Below are 18,604 nucleotides of genomic sequence, written 5' to 3'. Positions count from 1 at the left end.
TCACCCGGAAAGTACAGCCAGCAGCATAGCCCCGAAGAATCTGCATCAGTCGAGCTAAGCCGCGAGTAGTTCACATTCCATAACCATGCCGAGGTCTCGTTCGACAACAACCACGGCGAACGCCAGATCCGCCCGGCAGAACAGCTACTCCAACGGCAATGAAGTCGGTGGCGAGACCCAGACCATCCCCACGCGAGTCTTCCATACGCTCAAGCAACGCGTTCACAGTCTCGTCTGCCGTTCGCACCTCCTCCAGAACGCCCAGCTACCACACTTGCCAGGGACGATCGCTATAATCGTCCGAAGTGACGCCTACTACTTAATGTCCATTCCTGGGATCTAAAATCCCTCGCCTTCAGGCGACCACTTCCAGTACGTTCGCGGGATGGAGCACTACCGACGGACCGCCCACACCCGCTTCGACATCAAGTTCCACCTGGTCTGGATCACCAAGTACCGCAAGAAGCTACTGCGGGGTGACGTCGGCCTCCGGCTCCGCCAGATCGTACGAACGATCTGTGCGGAGTTGGAGGTCGAGATCCTCAAGGGCCATGTCAGCGCGGACCACGTCCACCTGTTCGTCTCCTGCCCGCCGCACGTCTCGGCGAGCTACCTGGTCCAGCGGATCAAGGGGAAGAGTTCGCGGAAGCTGATGCAGGAGTACAGCCACCTGAAGAAGCTTTGCTGGGGCCGCCACCTGTGGGCCCGGGGGTTCTTCGTGGCCAGCTCGGGGAACGTGACCGACGAGGTGATCATGGAGTACATCCGGACGCAGGAGCATCGGAAGGACGACGATGACTTCCGCGTCGAGGAGCCGTAGCTCCGCTACCCCAACAGTCGGGCTTTCAGCCGACTTGTGAACCTACCGGCTTCCAGCCGGTAGAGTCGTCAGTTGTACAGGCGGCCCATGAACCATTAGCCGATCGTGCATGAGACCGCCGTAGAACATCTCCAATTCTCTAGTCTTGGTCTCAATATCATGCCGCTGTTGAGCATACAGACGTGCGGCTGCACCGAGGCGGGCAGCAAGCTGAGCGTTGCTCAGAAGCCGATCGATCGCGGCAGCAAGTGCCTCCGGATTGCCTGGTGGAACGAGCAGTCCACGCTGGCCATCGGCGATAAGCTCGACGTTCCCGCCAACGGCCGTGGCGACAATAGCCCGGCCCGCGGCCATAGATTCTAGAAGTGAGTTGGACATCCCCTCACTCCGCGAGCAGAGCACAGCGATCCTGAGTTCGCCAAGCAGGGTCGGAACATCGTGGACCGAGCCGAGCAATTGCAGGCATCCACCGAGGCGTAGATCGGCGACCAACCGCTCGACCTCGCCGCGGAGTGGACCTTCGCCAGCGATCACGAACTTGGCGTTGGGATGAGTCTCTGAAACGAGGGCCGCCGCCCGCACGAACGATCCCGGATCCTTGACATCGCGCAGGTTGGCCACCAGACCCACCCGCTGCGGGTCGCCATTGCCACCTGTGAGCGGTGCGATCGCCGAAAGCTTGGTCAGATCAATGCCATTCTCCATGACCAAGACCTTTGCGGGATCGGCTTCCTCGTCCTCGATCACGGAACGGCGGCAGGCCTCGGCGTTGGTGAGCGTCGCGTCGGTCCAGCGGTTATAGAGACGCCCAAGCCACCGGTCCCGCGGGGTCATCCAGTATCCTAAATCCCGCCGAGTCCGTACCACGCGTGGCACGCCCGCCAAGCGAGCTACCGGGACCCCGAAGTAAGTGCTGTCGGGGAAGTGAACTTGCAAGATATCGACCCTCTTTCTCCGCAAGAACCTCGCTAGCTGTATTGCCGCAATCATTGAAGAGGGATGACGCAGAGAGTGAACGCCAAGTCTGAGAACCGGACAATGATCTGGTTCTAGAGATCGGGAAATGTCGTCTTCCGCATTCAGCAAGCATAGCGCCGGCTTAACTCGGGACCGATCGAGGCGGCGGAGTACCTCCAATAACTGACCTTCGGTTCCTCCCAAGCCAAGCCGATCGATCAAGTAACAAACACGAACTGGCCAGATTTGTGAAATGCTTTCAGCAGAATTTAAATTATTCATGTTCACTTGCTTTTTCGACACTTCAATCGATCAATTCCCGTCATGTCGATTGCCGGAGAATCTTGCGGAAGATTTCGTCGTACCGTTCTGCTTGCAATTCAAAGGCAAACACTTTGAGTGCCCGTTTGTATCCTGCTACTCCCATTATTTGTCTCGTTTCTGCATTAGTCACTAGTTCAAGTATCCGGTTGGCGAGCGAGGCCGGATCACCGGGCAGCACTAGAAATCCGTTCACTCCGTCGTCTACCGCCTCTGGAGTACCACCAACGGAAGTCGCAACGACGGGGACCTTGGCAGCGAAAGCTTCCAGGACAACATTCGGCAGTCCTTCGGTGTATGAAGGGAGAACCAGGATATCTAAATAGGGAAGATAGCGGTCGAAATCGTCTCGGAAACCTGCAAGGACAAACGAGTCTGCGAGACCATTCGCGATGACTCGTTTTCGGAGGTCGGCCTCGAGTCGGCCCCCGCCAAAGAGCACAAATCTCGCCTCTGGATCAGTCCGAGCCACCAGTGCTGACGCCTCTACGAAAATCTCGAAGCCTTTTTCCGGGCTTAGCCTGCCAGCAGCTCCGACGATTGTCCCAGGAGCCCGGCCGAACAAGTCGCGCAATCTATCTCTGTATGAAGGATCGTTCGACGAAAACCGGTCGGCTTGAATCGCATCGTGTATCACGGCAATACGCTCATCGGGCACACCAGACCTCCGAACTTTGAGCGCCTGACCCTTCGAGACACATACAACCTGATCCATGAAGCGAAGCATTCGCCGGTCGAGTGACTCGTAGAAACGCACACGAACACTCTCGCTTGTCCAACCATGAGAAACTGAAATGATTGGTATTCCAATTTTTTTACACGACAAATAACCTAATACATTTGATTTATATCCATGAGTGCATATTATATCGACTTCTAGTTTACGCATAAGGCTTGAAATCTCCCCGACCGAACTCCCGAATCGAGGAGTATCTAGCTTTAGCTCGACCGCTTCGAGACCGCAATTGCTAGCGGCCTGCAAAAAAGGATGACATCGGCCACCCTCGCGAAAAGAAGCGATCACGGATCGATAATTCTCGGGCAATGCTCGACTTAGGCCGAGCATCTGGTGCTCAGGCCCACCCAAGAAAGTAGAGGCTGTCAGGTGGAGAATGGTCGTCATGGGGAGACTGTACCCTATCCGACAGGGAATCAAGCCAATCGCAGGCTTTGCCCTTGAGCGACTCGCAGGTCCAACCCCGGGAGACGGCGATCACCGGGATGCCTGACCAGTGCGAGGCAATCCGGACCGGAGACCGGCCTTGTAGCCGTGGCAGCAGAGCAGATCGACGCGATCGGTACGGATCACGTTGCTCAGCTCGGCGCCCGCCGCGGCGAACCGGGGGGTGTCGTGTTCGAGGACGGCGGCCGCGTGCTTCGTCGCCCGGAGTCGTTCGAGGAAGGCCTCGGCGCGACCCCCTTCGCGGAACAGGGCGAACTGCGTCGCATAGCCCGGCGGCAAGGCGTCAGCCAGGCCGAGCATCTGCCGCTCGGGGCCGCCGAAGAAGGTCGAGGCGGTCAGGTGTATCAATTTCATTGCTTCTGGTCACGTACAAGTCGACAACGAATTATCGAGGCAAAAAACTCTGACACAAGTACACTCATATTACATAGTAAATTTATATTCTTAATTGGAACAAGTTCTAAACTTTCGATTCGCAAGTTAGACCGGGCGACGATTTTCTTGAAACGACGAACAGTCATCTGATTCAGTCCTCCGTCAACCTCCGCAAACCGGGTTGCTCCATCGCACTTGAAATCAGAGCGCCAACGGATGAGACAAGCTTCCGTGAAGATAAGATGTGCCCAGGGAAATACGGAGAAAAGATGTCCCCCATACGGATGATACCAAGGCGGACCGAAGGAAGCGATGATCTTTCCACCCGGCTTAACAACTGACCTCATGAGGTTCATAATCCCTTCGGGATCCTCAAAATGCTCAAAAGCATCCAGAGATAGTATCACATCCGCAGAACAATTAGCGTTAGTATCAAATTCACACAATTCCGAGACCCCAGCCTTTTTGGCGTTCTCACGTGCAACTTCTAGGACGCTCTCGCGATTGTCGACTCCGATTACATGAATCGCCCCTCTACGAGCGATCTCGATCGCTTCTGTGCCGAAGCCACAGCCAAAGTCGATTACGACTTTTCCGGCAAACTCATCCCAGACACGATGTCCCCAGTGCTTCTCGAGCTTACTCTTGTTTGGCCCTGCAAGATTTCCAGCAGGACTTTCGCGCAAACAAAGTGACCCAGTCCTTGACGAGATGAAACGAAGGACGTGATAGCCGAGCGGCCCACCAATTACACCCATTAATTTACTCACTTACACAAACTGGTTCAGCAATACGTAGGCCAGGCCGAGCATCTGCCGCTCGGGGCCGCCGAAAAAGTCGAGGCGGCCAGGTGGAGGAGGGTCGTCGTCGTCATGCGGTCACCGATGCCTGATCCCGGTTGCGATGCGCCGCGCGGGCAGGGTCGGCGGTCTCGATCCAGATGCGTTCGAGCCGCTCGGCCAGGCCAGCCCAGTCGTACCGCTGGTGGACGAGTTGCCGGGCCCGGTCGGCAACCTCCCGGGCCCAGGATGGGTCACCAAGGGCAGCAAGGGTGGCGCCGGCCAACTCGGCGACCGCGTCGGCCCCGAAGTACTCGGAGCCGGCTTGGGCGTCGAGCCCCTCGGCACCGACACGGGTCGAGACGACCGGAAGTCCGGCGGCGAAGGCCTCGAGGATCTTCAGCCGCGAGCCGCCCCCGATCCGTAGGGGGACGATCATGACGGCGCTCTGCCAGAGAAACGGCCGGACATCGGGCACGTCGGCGTGCAGCGCGGCCCCCGGGGTGGCCGAAATCCGCCGGCGCAGGTCCCAGGACGGGTTCCGGCCGACGATGCACAGCCGGGCGTCGGGGCGGGCGGCCCGGATCGCGGGCCAGACGAATTCAAGCAGCTGATCGACCGCGTCGAGGTTAGGACGCCAGTCGAGGCTGCCGAGGAAGAGCACCTGGCTTGCAAGGCGATGGAGCCCCGAGGGACGGCTGAGATGATCCACATCGACGCCATTATCGACCACTTCGACGCGATCTAGCCCGAACTGGTCGCGGACGATTCGAGCGTCCGCGTCGCTCACCGTTACAGTCGCGTCGGCACGAGCGAATTCACCCTGTTCGAATCGCACAAACTTCCGCCACTGATGACCAATGTACAATCGCTTTATTTTATGAGATTCATTTTCATAATACCGTTGCCAAATGAGTGATTCGACGTTATGAGCCATCACCAGTCGCCGAGCCGATCCAGGGAGACCGTCCAATGATGGGCAATAGGGCGTCCATTCGCACTGCCAGAGATCGACGTCGTGACAAGAACCGTAAGCAGCGACGGCACTCCTCAGCGCCGGGCTGTCGTTGACATCAACGAGATAGGGGCGGGCTGAGCAGAGATTCGCCGCAAGTGCTGCGTAGAAGCGGGGTCCCCGGCTCAGGACCGACTGGAGGGGACGGGCGTGATCGACGACTATCGTCTCGATCCCGATCTGGCCGAGGTAGTTCGTGGCCGCCTCGGCCTCGTCCACCTCAAGATTTCGGTGACATATGTAAGTAATGCGGTGACGATTTGCAAGACGCTTGATCAGATTCAATGTCCTGATCCGCTTTCCCGAGTTTGGCGGAAAAGGCAATTCCTCGTCAATCACAGCGACATGCAATCGACGCGAAAGCGATTCGGCATTCCTGAGACACGGATCAACAGTTCTGTTCGGACTTTCCGACACAGGGATAACCCCAAGTTGTTTATACGACACCGATCAATTCGTGGTCGCGACAGCCGGATCGGATTCGACCGCCAAGGCGTGGCCAAGCATGTAATCCGGCTGGGGCACGCCGAAGCGTTCGAGGATGGTCGGTGCAATCGCCGTCAGAGGCACTCGCTGTTCGACAACGCGATGACAGCCCGTGCGAATCCAGAGCGCACCGTCAGGATGATGACGGCCGCTCCTCATGCAATGCACCATGTAGAAGAGGTCCCCGAAACGGCGCATCGCTCCATCCTTCGAACGGGAAACCATTTGGTCCATGTCCATTAATTCCTGGATGTTGCACCCCCCGAACAGTGTGTTCTCTGAGCGGTCGACTTTCATTAGCGGTTCGCCGTTAATGCTCAAGCCCGACAGCGCATCCTTGACCCGATCTGTGGTCGGTTCGTCGGGGCACTCAACGTGGAATTCCTCCGCCATGACCGGTTTGATCGCTAGTCCTTCTGGGGAAATCCCCGCAAAGCGGAGCAGTTCCTCGAAGCGATTTGGGCGGTAGGTGCACTTGGTGGTCTCGACCCAGGGTTGCTGACTGAGCGCGGTCACGAGTACCAGCATCACGTCTGGGTAGTCGATGAGGAAACGTCCGAGAAGTTTATCCATCGAGCGATAGCCATACTCGATTGCCTCACGCAGCGAGGGATGATCGACCTCGAGCGGAGGAACGGCAAACCGCTCCGGCTCCATGTTTCGCCAGTAATAATGCTGGTAATGGGCTGTGCTGTTGGCAAAGAAAGTGGCGAATCGGATGTTGAACCGACGATTAAGATATCGGAAGAGATCGTACTGCAGATGTTCCAAAAGGCTTGCTCGCCGCCATTTGATTCCTGGATCGTAACGCTCTTGGAACAGTTGCGTCACGACGGAGCATACGCTTCCGGACGTTAGACCGTGGTTCGCTAAGAACCATCCGAATTGAAGCATTTGCCTCTTGCTATCGGACTTCGTGCGCGATGACTCTTGTACCTGGTCGGCGACCGTGCGATAGAACGTCTCAAGCCATTCTGGACACGCCTGCCCCAGAGGATCCCACGGGTCTGGGACGACATATCCATGAAGTGAAGTGTAGTTCATGTTCATGCTGCCGAGCACCCCGACCGGGATCCCCGCGTCGGAAAGGAGCTCGGCGACCCCCTTCCGCGTGATCCGGCGTCCATCTCCGAGATGAAAGGCACCGTGATCAGCATACGGCGTCCCGGTATGTACGGTGGGCCACTGGATCCAAGGCTCGAGGTGGGGAGGCTTCTCGCCAGCGTCGGTTGTTAATACGATTGAAGATTCGTAGAGACGACGAAAGTTGGGGAGAAAACCACGATCCATGAACTCTTTGAGCAGTGAGGGGCAGAGCTCGTTGAATTCTAGAAGGAAGACGCGTTGAGCGTTCATCACGAAGACTCCTCGGCTTCCGATATCGGCATCAGCCGCTCGCAACGAACCGGAATTCCCGCAATCCATTCGCTGAGGAACCCCCATCCGGTCCCCAGATGAATTGTGGCAAACACCACGGGCAAATTCACAGCAAGTACCCACAACCGACATTGCCAGGCCATCTGAAAGCTAGCCAAGACGACCAGGATGAGGTAGAGCCCGATCGTTGCGCAGTAGATTGTCCCCATAGGAGCCCAAGCCAACCAGAGGAACGGCCCTACGACGAGCCCTGCAAGCCAGGCGGCCGGTATCAAACTCCCCAGCGAGAACGTCTCCGGGTGCTTGCGCAGCAGCCGCATGCGGCCGCGGCCGTAGCGGGCCATCTGGCGAAAGAGCCCAGCAAGGCTCGAGCGGGGCACGTAGCGGGCGCGGATGCGGGGGGTGAAGTAGCAGCGGAAGCCGGCACGGTCGATGCGGTGGTTCAGCTCGACGTCCTCGCAGGCGTCGAAGGACTCGTCGAAGGGGCCGACCCGGTCGAAGACCGCACGGCGGTAGGCGACGGCGACGCTCCTGGCCGGGACGAACCGCTCGGCGTCCGCATAGATGAAGGAGGCGGGATGGTGGCCGAGCCAGCTCGAGCGGGCCGCGGCAATCGCCCGTTGCAGGGTCGTGGCCTGACGGACGTCGAGCGGCTGGGGCCGGCCGAGGCAGTCGGCGCCGCTGCCATCGAACGCCTCGGCGACGGCGCGGAGGTAGGTCGGGCCGTCGAGCTCGCAGTGGCCGTCCACGATGAGGATGATCTGCCCACGGGCCTGTGCGATGCCGAGATTGCGGGCGGCGCTGGAGAGCCGACGGGGATTGTCAAGCAGCCGCAGGTGAGGGAACCGCTGGGCCCAGGAGGTGACGATGGATCGAGTCGCATCCGTTGAGCGGCCGTCCACGACCAGCACCTCGAAACACTCAGTCGGATAGTCCTGGGCCATTAACTGCTCAAGGGTGCGGGCAATGAAGGGTTCCTCGTTCCGCACCGGGACGATGACCGTGACAAACGGCCAGGCGCTAGCTGTGGATGCCGGACATGCTTCGGGTTCGACCCCGGACAGCGCGGCGGTGCGATCCGGGCTGGTGAGCATCCCCCGATCGGTGGCGCGGGGACGCTCGCACTCAGTCCGGGTCAGTCGTTGGGGAGACGTCGGGGGCTCGAGGGGCATGACCATCGAGGAGCGGGGTGGGAAGGAGCGGAGAGGGTGAGAAAGGACCTCGATTTATTCCGGGGCACGACGTCATCCGCGCTTACGACTGCTCCGTGTCCAGCCGGGGGAACCCGAAGACGCGGGCGAGGAGGGATGCGGGGACGCCCGCGATGTAGAAGAACGTGCTGGCCGTGATGCGGAGGTCGAGCCAGGGGCTGGCATTGCGGACATAGTACAGGTCATAGAAGAGCTTGCGGCGGACACTGGTGACATCGGTGTCCGGCTCGAGCTGGACCTGGGCCAGCCCGGTCAGGCCGGGACGAACCAGGAGACGGTCCCGGTAACGCGGCACGGTCAGTTCGAGCTTGGCGGCGATCGCCGGGCGCTCGGGCCGGGGTCCGACCAGACTGAGCTCGCCGCGGATCACATTCCAGAGCTGGGGCAGTTCGTCGAGATGCGTCCGACGCAGGATGCGGCCGATCGGGGTGACGCGGGGATCGTCCGGCACGCACCAGGTGGGTCCCGTGTCTCGCTCGCAGTCGTGGGTCATGGTGCGAATCTTGTAGATCGTAAACGGCGTGCCACCGCGACCGAGCCGTTCCTGCGCGTAGATCGCCGGACCGCGTGAGGTGAGTTTGACCAGCAGCATCGCCAACCCGATCACGGGCGACGTCCAGATCAGCAGGAGCGTCGCCGAGATCCGATCCGTGATCCGCTTGAAGGCCTCACGGGCATCGAGCCGATCGTCACGGAGCGATGCCACCTCGGGAGCAGGTCGACTCACACTCAAGGCATTGGAGTTCACAGACATTCTAGGGTCCTGAAAGAAACTCACGGGGTCAGCGCGTTCCGGGACGAATGGGGCCTATTCCGCTGCATTCGCAAACAGAATCCCATCCAGGGTGGGCAAGAACTCATTCATGAACTCGAGAGAGGGATCCGCTTCGGGATCAAACGGCTCCCCGAAGGTTTCCCGGATGACATAAAGCTTCGAGAGGGCGGGGGCCCCGGCATACGACCAGCGCGGATCCTCAGGGGCCTTCCAGCCCGTGCCGTCATTCCAGGCCCAGAAGATGCGCAAGGCATCCAGACCGCCGGGCCCCTGGCGGCTGGCAACCGAGGTCAGGAACGTGGCCGTTTGCGGCGGGGAGCCGATCGGCACGTCGATCCGGGTTGGGGGGCTGAGTTCATAGCCACTGCCGGGATAGCAGACTTCGGGCGAATGCGCGGCAATATCACCGGGAAGGCCGCTGACCAGAAGCGTCGTCAACTCGACTCCGCGGTCGGAGTCCTGATAGCGCCGTGCCAGGTGGCCCACGGCGCCGGCGCCGGCGAGCTCCCGATCACTGATCTCGAAGGACGCCCCGTGCCAGGTCCCGACCGTCATGGGCACCGAGTCGATGCGCCCGGTCAGCTCGGCGAGGGCGCGCGATGGCTTCCAGCGATTGGTCCAGGAACCATGGACGATCCCCGCAGAAATCAACAGGACCAACGCCACGACAATCCGGACGGTTCTCATGAGGGTGCTCCTTCCCGGCCGGACGCCGCCGTCGTCCCGCTCTTCGGTGCTGGCGTATCGCTGGCAGCGTAGCGGTAATCGTTGCCGTACAGGCCCCCGTGCGCCCCGGTCATCACTGCTCCCAGGATCCGGGCCCCCAGCACCCCGAGGCGCTGGTGAGCGGCGTAGACCTTCGGCGCACGGCTCACGTTGCGGAGCACCGAGAAGAGGACCGCGTCGGACGACTGGGCGATGATCTGGGCCTCGGCGACCGGCAGGACCGGCGAGGAGTCGACGATCACGAAGTCGTAGCGAGCTTTGAGGCGGCCAAAGACGGGCTGGATCTCGCCGCAGATCAGTGCGCGGATGGCTCGCTCGTCACACTGGCCCGCGAGGATCGCGTCGAGCCCCTCGACCGGCATGGGTACAATCGCGTCGTCCAGGGTCGCCTCACCCCGGAGGACCTCGCTCAGGCCGGGGCTCAGGGGCAGGTCGAAGAGGCGGCTGACGCCGGGACGCCGCAGATCGCCGTCGATCAGCAGGGTGCGCTGCCCTCCCCGCGCCAGGCTGATGGCCAGGTGGCAGGAGAGCGAGGTCTTGCCCTCGCCGGCCATGGCGCTGGTGACCATGATCACCTGATGCCCCTCGGTCCGGGCAGCGTGCAGGAGCATGGTCCGGGTCGCATCCACGGATTCCAGGAGCAGATTGTGCCAGTAGCGGTCCTGGGGCGTGCGCACCGCGAGGTCGTTGCGGCGGGCCCGGGGTGGCAGGCGCGGGAGCGCGCCGACCATCGGGATTCCCAGGCCAAGGACGACCTCCTCGGCCGAATGAAGTTTGCGGGTCCGGAATTCCAGGAACGAGACCCCGAAGAGGCAGGCGGCGAAGCTCCCCATCGTGGCCATGCCGATCATCATGTAGCGTTTCTTCTCGCTCTTCTGCCTGGGCACCACCGCATCTTCGAGGGTCTGGATGCGCGGGGGCGCTTGCAGCTCGACGTTCAGGGACTCGACCTCGCCGTTGATCTGATCGAACGTTGCCTGATACTGCTTGAGATCGTCCTGATGGGACTGGAGGTCCAGCGTGTTGATGTTGAGGCTCTGGCTGTTCTGTTGCAGCTGTTCGATCTCCGAAGCGAGGCGAGCCTCCAAATTCTCGTACAGCGCCATTTCCTGGCGGATTTCAAAGCCCCGGGTCGGGGCGCTGCCGCTGGCATTCGCTCGGAACCGCTGGGCGATCACCGGCCGGAGTTCGTCGCGATGGTCCTCAAGCGCCCGCCTCGCCCGTTCGACCTCAGCCCGACGACGCACGATCGACGGATCACTCTGATAGCGGCGTGAGACGCGCTGCAATTGTTCCACCGCGCGATCATAGTTGACCTGAGCCTCAGCCAGCCAGCCGTTGAGCTGAACCACCGAGGGCTCGGCATCAATCAGCTGCTCGAGCTCGGTCGCGGTGAGCGTCGCCTCCGTGTCCGACCCGCTCGATGCCTCGCGCTCCAGGGTCGCGAGTTCCGCCTCGAGCTTCCGCTTGTCGGAACGGACCTGAAGCAACTCACTCTCCAGGGTGGCCAGGTGCTGGAGGGCGAATTGCTGTTTCAGGGCAATGGTCTCACGGTCATTGGTGCCGACGGTCTTGGCCAGGCGCTCCATGGCCTGTCGCTTGGTCTTCAGCAGATCCGCGTATTGCTGCTTCAGGGTTTTCAGGCGGTCATAGCGGGCCAGGCGATCCTTGTGGTCTTCATTCGCACGCAGTTCCAGGTAGGCATCCTTGATGGCATTGACCAGGGTTGCGAGCTCTTCGGGCTCATCGCCCGAGAGTTTGATCGAGAGTAATTCCGACTTATTGGAAAATCCCACCTCTAGATCGTCCAGCAAACCGAGCACCGGATCCTCGTAAGCCCGGATCATCTGGAACTCCGCGATGCCAGGCTGCTGCAGGACCGCATTGATGACAACGCGGCTCTTGAGCTTGGCGATCTGGGTTTTCTGATACCGGTCATATTCGTCACGCCCCAGATCCGTGGTCTCGACCGTCTGGAAGAGGATTCGGTAGGGCATCGCCCGCACATGGAGCAAGGCCTCGGCCGTGTACTTCGAACGGGGCACCACAAACCAGGCGGTCGCTCCCACCACGGCGGCGGCGAGAATTCCCAGAGCCAGTGCGATGCCCAGGCGACGATGCAGGGCCCGCAACAATCCCAGCGGATCCGGCGGTCCGGTCAGGCTCGGCGGGAGTTGGGGAGCTCGCTGGATTGCGTGGGCCCCGGCCCGAGCCACCGGCGGGACCCCCGGCCCGGGCGGCGAGGGCAAGGCAGGTGTTGTGCCAGGCTGGGCAGCGGAGCGGTGTTGATTCATGGTCGGTTCCACCGTCAGTCAGTCGATCGCGTCGGGCCGGGCAAGGGAGGGGCCGCATGCTCGCCGGCACGGAGATTCGAGACGCCGCGAGGCCCCGCGTTCCCGGCGAACCCCATCATCGCCAGGCCCGGAACCGGTTCCTCGGCTTCGAGTTCGACGAAGAGACGCGAGAGGACCCAGAGCTCAATCATCAGGAGGCCCAGGGCGAAGGGAATCATGAGCCAGCCGGCCAAGTCGTGATAGAAGCGATCGGCCCATTCCCCCCCGACCGTCTCGTGCAAGACGCCCGTGAGCGTAATCCGGGCAATGTTGGCGATCAGGGCAATCGGGATGGCACTGAACACGATCAGGATCCGGTCGAGCCACGGCCGCCGCACGACAATCGCCACCGCCGTCGAGATCGCAATGAACGTCATGAGCATGCCCAGGCCGCTACAGGCCTCAACCACGCCGATCCGGCCCTCTTCCATGACGATGACATTGCCCTCGGAGTAGGCCACGAACCCCAGTGTCTGGAGGGACACCGTGCTGAGCTTCGTCGCGATCCGCTGCAACGAGGCCCCCAACGCCACTTCAAAACGCCAGGGCAAGGGGATCATGAAGAACAGGAACGCCAGGGACGGTGCGGCCCAGCGGAGGGCTGTTGTGCCGCCGAACAGAACGCAAAGACCCGCCAAGACGGGCAGCAGAGACAGTCCCTCGATCCACCCGGAACCGACATAGCCTCCGAGCATGTACACCGCAGATCCGATCGCGACGAGCACCACCCCCCCGAGACTGCCTCGCGCCCGATCCAGGTCGGAGGAAGGTCGACGCATCCAGAGCAATCCCAGGGCGAAGAGCGGCACCAGGTAGCCGTGCCCATAGCGCGGGTCGGTTGACCAGCGATGGACCATGTCGCCGAGCACCGGCCAGCAAACCCATCCCAGGCAGGCAAGCAGCACGACCAACTCAATGGCGGTCCGTCGTCCTGGCCAGAGGGTTTCGGTTGTCGAGATCGTCTCGCCCATGAAAGAACAACCTTACTTATCTTGATATCCAAGAATCACGGGACCTGTTCAAAAGCCGTCTCTGCGCGCACTTCGTGCCCGTGGGTTGCACCCGCTGCTCTTGAACCCATGAGTGGGATCTCATCCATTCCCACGCCGGATCGACACGCCATCTTCTTGATCAGTGCTCGCGGCACGTCGTCGTTGCGCGAGCTCAGGCGAGCAGGCTTGGATCGCCGAGCAACCGAGACCAGACACCGGAAAAGGTGTGGAGGGAATGCCGTATCAGCACAGCCCAGCCATCGTTCGACACAGCAGCGTTCCTGAATCAAGATGATGCCCGCACATTCGTCATCTCCTTGGTGGTGATCATCCGGAAGTTGCGAAAGCGGAGTCGAGACGGCTGACCCCCCACTCGGCTCCTAGCTTCATTTCTTGACGGCCCTGCAGGAAACGCCCAGATCCAATCAACACAACACGCGACGGCGATCTCACTCCTCTGGCCCAATCACGACCGTCACCCTTGCTCATCATCGTGAAATGAACATTCAATCGCACAATAGCCTCACTTGCCCACATCTCCAAAGAAACCCTCATGGATGCGAGCCAGTATGACCGACAGCGATCGCGATCGCAAGCATCTCGCATGCAAATTCCGCCTGCCCATGTAAGAGGCAGAAGAACAACATTCTCTTTTTTTCCCACTGTTTTTCACGCTCAAGCAAAACGTTCAAGTCCTGCCTGAGTCAGGTTGGTTCGCAAATCTCCCCAATGTGAGTGCGTCTCATTCTGAGTCATTGTGACGACCGATTCAACAGCTCAGGCCCGCCCACCACTCCTCTCTGATCGGAATCAACCACTCATCTCCGCCTTATCGAACTCATCGGTGGCGTCAGATACCACTTCAACGCCCGATCTATGCGTGATCCCAGAGGGCCGGTCGGATCGGCGTTCCCTGCTGTTTTCGCAGGAAACTCCGACGGTGCCCGATGGGGTTTCAGCCAAACTTGCGGAAATCCCACGCGCAGACCTTCCTTTGTTTGGCGACTTTAATCAAAATGTTCTGTTGACGAATTGCAACACTTGGGCGCTGCACACACACGGCGAGTTTCCCCATGACCTCCGAGGAAACGCACCGACGCACTCGATTCCTCCGAGGAGTTCCCCTCCTCCTGGCCGATGGCCGGTTGTGGTTCGTACCTTCTCCCGCTACGGAACAGACCTCGGAAGGCCCGGAGGGGGGCCACATTCTCGAAGCGCTGGCCGCTGACCCCATCTATCGTGAGTTGCTCCGCGCCGTCAGCGAGGCCGAAGATCGTCCTGAACGTCTCCGATCGGAACTGGCACTGATCATCCATCTGCTTGAATTCAACTACGCGCTGGACATCGCGGGCGCCCAACAAATCCTCGAATTTGAGCCGAACAGCCCTGCCTTGCTTCGGGCACAGCGGGCCTTCCACGAACTGGCGTGCGACCATGTGCAGGGGTTCCGACGCCGTGCTACAGCGATCGAGCCAACGGTCGAACCTCGGAGGAAACGCTCGTGGCTCGACGCTCTGAAGCGTCCTCTGGTTCGTCTCGGCCAGCGTGGCGGCCTGCGACGCGTTCGGTGGGCGTTCAGTCGCTGCTCCCGTTCTTGATCAAATCGAGCACCCGCTTCCAGCGCCCCTGCCGTTCGCCCTGGAGTTCTGCGATCCGCCGGGAAATGACTTCGTGATACTCGCGATCAACGTCGTGTCCCGAGCGAGCGGCCGATGGTCGTTTCGGCGAGTCGGAGGATCGAGCCGGGCCTCGATCGGCCAAAGCCGGGCTCTCCGACGTCGTCGCCCTCAAGCGGTCCCGGGGCGATGGATCCGGGGGTGATGATGGGCTCCCGGCCTGCAACGACTGAAGCTCACTGCTCAAGGTACGGATGCGATCCAGTTCCTCACGCACCTGGGTCATCTGGTCCCGTTGCAGCGTGCCGAAGGCCTGGAACATCGCCATCATGGCCTGATGGAACTGGTCGAACATCTGCGACTGCATCTGTTCCATGCGGCCGACGAAGCGCTCGAATTCCGCATTCGAGACCATGTCCCCGGGCGTCGACTCCACGATGAGCTCCCCGGGCGCCCCTGGGACACGGATCGACGCCGGCGCGGACGGCCGCCGGTGGAGGGCGGGAAGCTGGTCCGGGTCCAGCAGCGGGACGCGTGCTCCGGTCGCGTCTGGCGCTTCCGAGGACGAGGCCTCCACCAGATGGACCACCATGCGGTATCGGCCAACGTGGACGTGGACCCCCTCGTGCAACGGGGCGGCCCGGACCCGAGCGCCGGAGACGCGGATTCCCTCACGGCTCAGGAGGTCGACGATCCAGGGCCCCTGAGGCGTCCGGACCAGGGCACAGTGGAATCGGGAAATCCCGTCGTCCGGGATCTTCAGGCGGCACTCCGCCGCGCGGCCGACCAGGGTCAAGGTGCGGCCGATCCGCCATCGGCTCGGGCCGTCGGATCGGCCCCGGAATTCCAGGACCGCATCGGGCCCGGACGAAGGCCCCCGATCGGCCAGGGGATTGGTCGGTTCCGCGGCGGAGTGCTCGCGGGGGCTGACCGAAGCGTGGATCCGACACGGCCCAACCCCGATGGGCTCCTGCTCCGAGAGCCATCCCGACGGTCCAATCACCCCTCCCCGGGAGACGCCAAGCCGACTGCCCAGGTCATACCAGAAGACCCGCCCAGCAATCGCTTGAAGATACACGTGGCGACGACTGACTTCGTCGTGTTCCAGCGAGACGTCAGCCTTCGGATCCCTGCCGATCACCGCAAACGGCTGGGAAAGGGCATGCTCCTCGGGGGTGAGCCCCGGAGGCCCAGCGACCTTCAGATGAAGCGGGCCGCTCGCCCCACAGGCATCCCGGAACAGACGCTCAGTTCGTTGATCCACGGCACAAAGACCCTAAGAACGCATGATGCGGGTCGACTGTCACGACTCCGCCTTGCTCATCGACCTTCCCAGGAGTTCTATTATTCGGGATCGGGGCCGTCGATGCACGCCTCCCTCATGACGGAATCGACGGCCCTGCGTCTCCTGATGAGTCTGGAACGCCCCGGATCCCAGGACTGAGTCTTCCTCCGGACGAGGACGCGGCAGATGTCTTCAGGTCAGCCGACGCGTGCTGATCCCTGCCGGCTGAACTGAGTCCGACCTCTGGGGGAGGACCGCCCCATCTCACGCATTGTCCGACCTCCGAGGGAGGAGATGGGAGTTTCCTGCCGGGAGCGCCTCGCAGGGACGCCCACCCGATCATCCGACCTTTGAGGGAGGGTTCCTCCTCATTGGGAAAGCCTCCCCCGTCCCGAACACCCGACCTTCGAGGGAGGAATTGCGCATCGGCAACGATCCTCGGGGGAGGATTCCAGGGCGCGACGAGGCCGCGACTTCCGACCTTTGAGGGAGGGTTCTCCGACCCTCAGCCATTCGCGCTCCCGATGCAGCATCAGGAATGTCCGACCTCCGGGGGAGGATTCGTCCGACCCTTGAGGGAGGATTGCCTCTGAGACGACGACCAATGAGGGAGGCTCCTGACGACCAATGAGGGAGGGTTCCCCGACCAATGGGGGAGGGTTCCCCGACCAATGAGGGAGGGTTCCCCGACCAATGAGGGAGGGTTCTCCGACCAATGAGGGAGGAAATTTGCCATAAGTCATTGTGGCGTATAGGCTATTTTTCGGGTAACTCTTATAACTCTTTAACTGGTGTAACTGAGTAACTAGAAGTTGCTGTCTCCGAATTGATTCGGGGAAAGGGGACCCAGGCGATGCGCGACGAGGAGGCACCGGACGAAGAGATCGAGGCGGTGCTCCAGGACCGGGGGACCGGGGGGCGTGATGAGATGAACATCGCCGAGTTCCCGATCACGCTCCTGGCCGACCGCGCGCCGAGGGGCCAGCGGCGGATCGAGTATTCCGACCGCATCTTCGACCCGGGAACGAACCGGGAGATCGATCGCCGGCTGGTAATCAGCGCACCGGAGGAGTATGGCCTGCCGACGGCGATCGACGACGACGTGATCCTGGCGTTGATCCAGCTGACCCGGCGGCAGAACGGCTTCGCCAAGCCGGAGGTCCACTTCACGAGGCTTCAGCTGATCGACCTGCTCGGATGGCCGGACAAGGGGAGGAGTTACGACCGGATCACCGCCTCGCTCGACCGATGGGCGAGTACGTATCTGAAGTATGAGAACGCCTGGTGGGACAACGAGGGGCGGCGCTGGACGAGCGGCGGCTTCCACATCATCGACAGCTACAAGCTCGGCGATGGCCGGGCCCCGGGGGGACGGGCCTCGCGCTGCCGTGTTGTCTGGGGCCGGGAATTCTTCAAGAGTTGCCAGGCCGGTTATCTCAAGGGTCTCGATTACGACCTCTACATCCGGCTCACCAGCCATCCGGCGCGGCGGATGTACCGCTTTTTGGACAAGCGGTTCTATCACAAGTCGGAGTGGGAGTTTGAGCTCAAGGACTTCGCCTTCGAGCACGTCGGCCTGAGCCGGACGTACCGCGATGCCGGCAAGATCAAGGAGAAGCTGCGGCGCGGGATCGAGGAGCTGGAGCAGGTGGGGTTCCTGGAGCCCTTGCCTCCGGAGGAGCGGTATATCAAGCAAGGGCGCAGGTGGTTGATCCGCATGGCCCGGGCCCGCGAGGAGGCGATTGCCGTCCCTCCCCCGGAGGTCGGAGACGACCCAGTGGTCCAGCACCTGATCGACCGAGGCGTTTCGGCGGCGACGGCCGTCGAACTGGCCGCGACCCACCCGGCCGAGGTGATTGCCCGGCAGACCGAGGCATTCGACTGGCTCGTGGCGCGCGACGACCGTCGCATTCGCCTGAGTCCGGCGGGATATCTGGTCGAGGCGATCCGGAAGGACTACGCCCTGCCTCGCGGTTTCGCCACCAAGGCTGATCGGGAGGCCAAGCGTCGGGAGGCCGAGGATCTCTTCAGCCAGGCCCATCAGGATCGCCTCCGGGAGCGCGAGCGGGCCTCGCAGGAGCGGGCCGCACGGCAGGCGATCGACCGGTTCTGGGAGGGGCTGGGGGCCGACGAGCGAGCCCGGATCGACGAGCAGGCCCTCGCCGAGGCCGAGTCCGAGGTGGCGGAGGCCTATCAGGCCATGACACCTGCCTCGCTGCGTGCGGTGTTCTTCCGGGACACCATCCGCGAGCCCTACTTGCGGAGCCTGCTGGCGGATCGGGTATCATCATGACCATGGGCCCGGGATCACGGTCGGGCCGCGAGGCCTGACTCCCAGGGGGCTGATGAGCCA

The 18,604-nt window shown here is 61.7% G+C and carries 14 protein-coding genes; 2 read left to right on the top strand and 12 right to left on the bottom strand.

Annotation, left to right across the window (positions count from 1 at the left end; translation table 11 throughout):
- Positions 1–385 precede the first annotated feature (385 nt).
- Complete coding sequence (gene tnpA, locus AB1L88_RS13835) at positions 386–820, top strand: IS200/IS605 family transposase (RefSeq protein WP_169981471.1); 435 nt, start codon at positions 386–388, stop codon at positions 818–820.
- A gap of 42 nt (positions 821–862) precedes the next feature.
- On the opposite strand, the gene AB1L88_RS13830 is transcribed toward tnpA, so the two are convergent.
- The 12 genes from AB1L88_RS13830 to AB1L88_RS13775 form a co-directional block, all read right to left on the bottom strand.
- Entirely contained in the window at positions 863–2,059 is a 1,197-nt protein-coding gene (locus tag AB1L88_RS13830; protein WP_367097314.1) for a glycosyltransferase, read from the bottom strand.
- 40 nt (positions 2,060–2,099) lie between these two features.
- A complete protein-coding gene (locus AB1L88_RS13825) occupies positions 2,100–3,221 on the bottom strand; it encodes a glycosyltransferase family 4 protein (RefSeq protein ID WP_367097255.1) in 1,122 nt (373 codons plus the stop codon).
- A 90-nt stretch (positions 3,222–3,311) separates the two neighbouring features.
- Positions 3,312–3,635 (bottom strand): hypothetical protein, encoded by a 324-nt coding sequence (locus AB1L88_RS13820; protein WP_367097254.1) that lies wholly within the window; start codon positions 3,633–3,635, stop codon positions 3,312–3,314.
- Positions 3,632–4,414 (bottom strand): class I SAM-dependent methyltransferase, encoded by a 783-nt coding sequence (locus tag AB1L88_RS13815; protein ID WP_367097253.1) that lies wholly within the window; start codon positions 4,412–4,414, stop codon positions 3,632–3,634. Before AB1L88_RS13815 ends, AB1L88_RS13820 begins: the two co-directional genes overlap by 4 nt.
- Before the next feature lie 112 nt (positions 4,415–4,526).
- Positions 4,527–5,735 carry a glycosyltransferase family 4 protein gene (locus AB1L88_RS13810; protein WP_367097252.1) on the bottom strand — a complete coding sequence of 403 codons (1,209 nt, stop codon included), beginning with the start codon at positions 5,733–5,735 and terminating at the stop codon, positions 4,527–4,529.
- A 165-nt stretch (positions 5,736–5,900) separates the two neighbouring features.
- On the bottom strand, positions 5,901–7,292 hold the full coding sequence (locus AB1L88_RS13805; protein WP_367097251.1) for a hypothetical protein: 1,392 nt from the start codon (positions 7,290–7,292) through the stop codon (positions 5,901–5,903).
- Positions 7,292–8,407 carry a glycosyltransferase family 2 protein gene (locus tag AB1L88_RS13800; protein WP_367097250.1) on the bottom strand — a complete coding sequence of 372 codons (1,116 nt, stop codon included), beginning with the start codon at positions 8,405–8,407 and terminating at the stop codon, positions 7,292–7,294. Before AB1L88_RS13800 ends, AB1L88_RS13805 begins: the two co-directional genes overlap by 1 nt.
- Positions 8,408–8,567: 160 nt before the next feature.
- The gene (locus AB1L88_RS13795) at positions 8,568–9,278 is read right to left on the bottom strand and encodes a sugar transferase (RefSeq protein WP_367097249.1); all 711 of its coding nucleotides are present in this window, start codon (positions 9,276–9,278) and stop codon (positions 8,568–8,570) included.
- A gap of 54 nt (positions 9,279–9,332) precedes the next feature.
- Positions 9,333–9,986, bottom strand: coding sequence for an exosortase-associated EpsI family protein (locus AB1L88_RS13790; RefSeq protein WP_367097248.1), 654 nt, complete (start codon positions 9,984–9,986; stop codon positions 9,333–9,335).
- Positions 9,983–12,160, bottom strand: coding sequence for a polysaccharide biosynthesis tyrosine autokinase (locus AB1L88_RS13785; protein ID WP_367097247.1), 2,178 nt, complete (start codon positions 12,158–12,160; stop codon positions 9,983–9,985). The genes AB1L88_RS13790 and AB1L88_RS13785 overlap by 4 nt, the downstream gene beginning before the upstream one ends.
- A 173-nt stretch (positions 12,161–12,333) precedes the next feature.
- Positions 12,334–13,263: an exosortase/archaeosortase family protein gene (locus tag AB1L88_RS13780; RefSeq protein ID WP_367097313.1), complete on the bottom strand. Its 930-nt coding sequence runs from the start codon at positions 13,261–13,263 to the stop codon at positions 12,334–12,336.
- A gap of 1,662 nt (positions 13,264–14,925) precedes the next feature.
- On the bottom strand, positions 14,926–16,230 hold the full coding sequence (locus tag AB1L88_RS13775; protein WP_367097246.1) for an FHA domain-containing protein: 1,305 nt from the start codon (positions 16,228–16,230) through the stop codon (positions 14,926–14,928).
- 874 nt (positions 16,231–17,104) lie between these two features.
- Here AB1L88_RS13775 and AB1L88_RS13770 point away from each other — a divergent pair.
- Positions 17,105–18,544, top strand: coding sequence for a replication initiator protein A (locus tag AB1L88_RS13770; RefSeq protein WP_367097245.1), 1,440 nt, complete (start codon positions 17,105–17,107; stop codon positions 18,542–18,544).
- Positions 18,545–18,604 lie beyond the last annotated feature (60 nt).

Source organism: Tautonia sp. JC769 (assembly GCF_040717455.1).
In the GTDB taxonomy this organism is placed as follows: Bacteria; Planctomycetota; Planctomycetia; order Isosphaerales; family Isosphaeraceae; genus Tautonia.
This window is presented reverse-complemented; position numbering and strand designations above follow the sequence as displayed.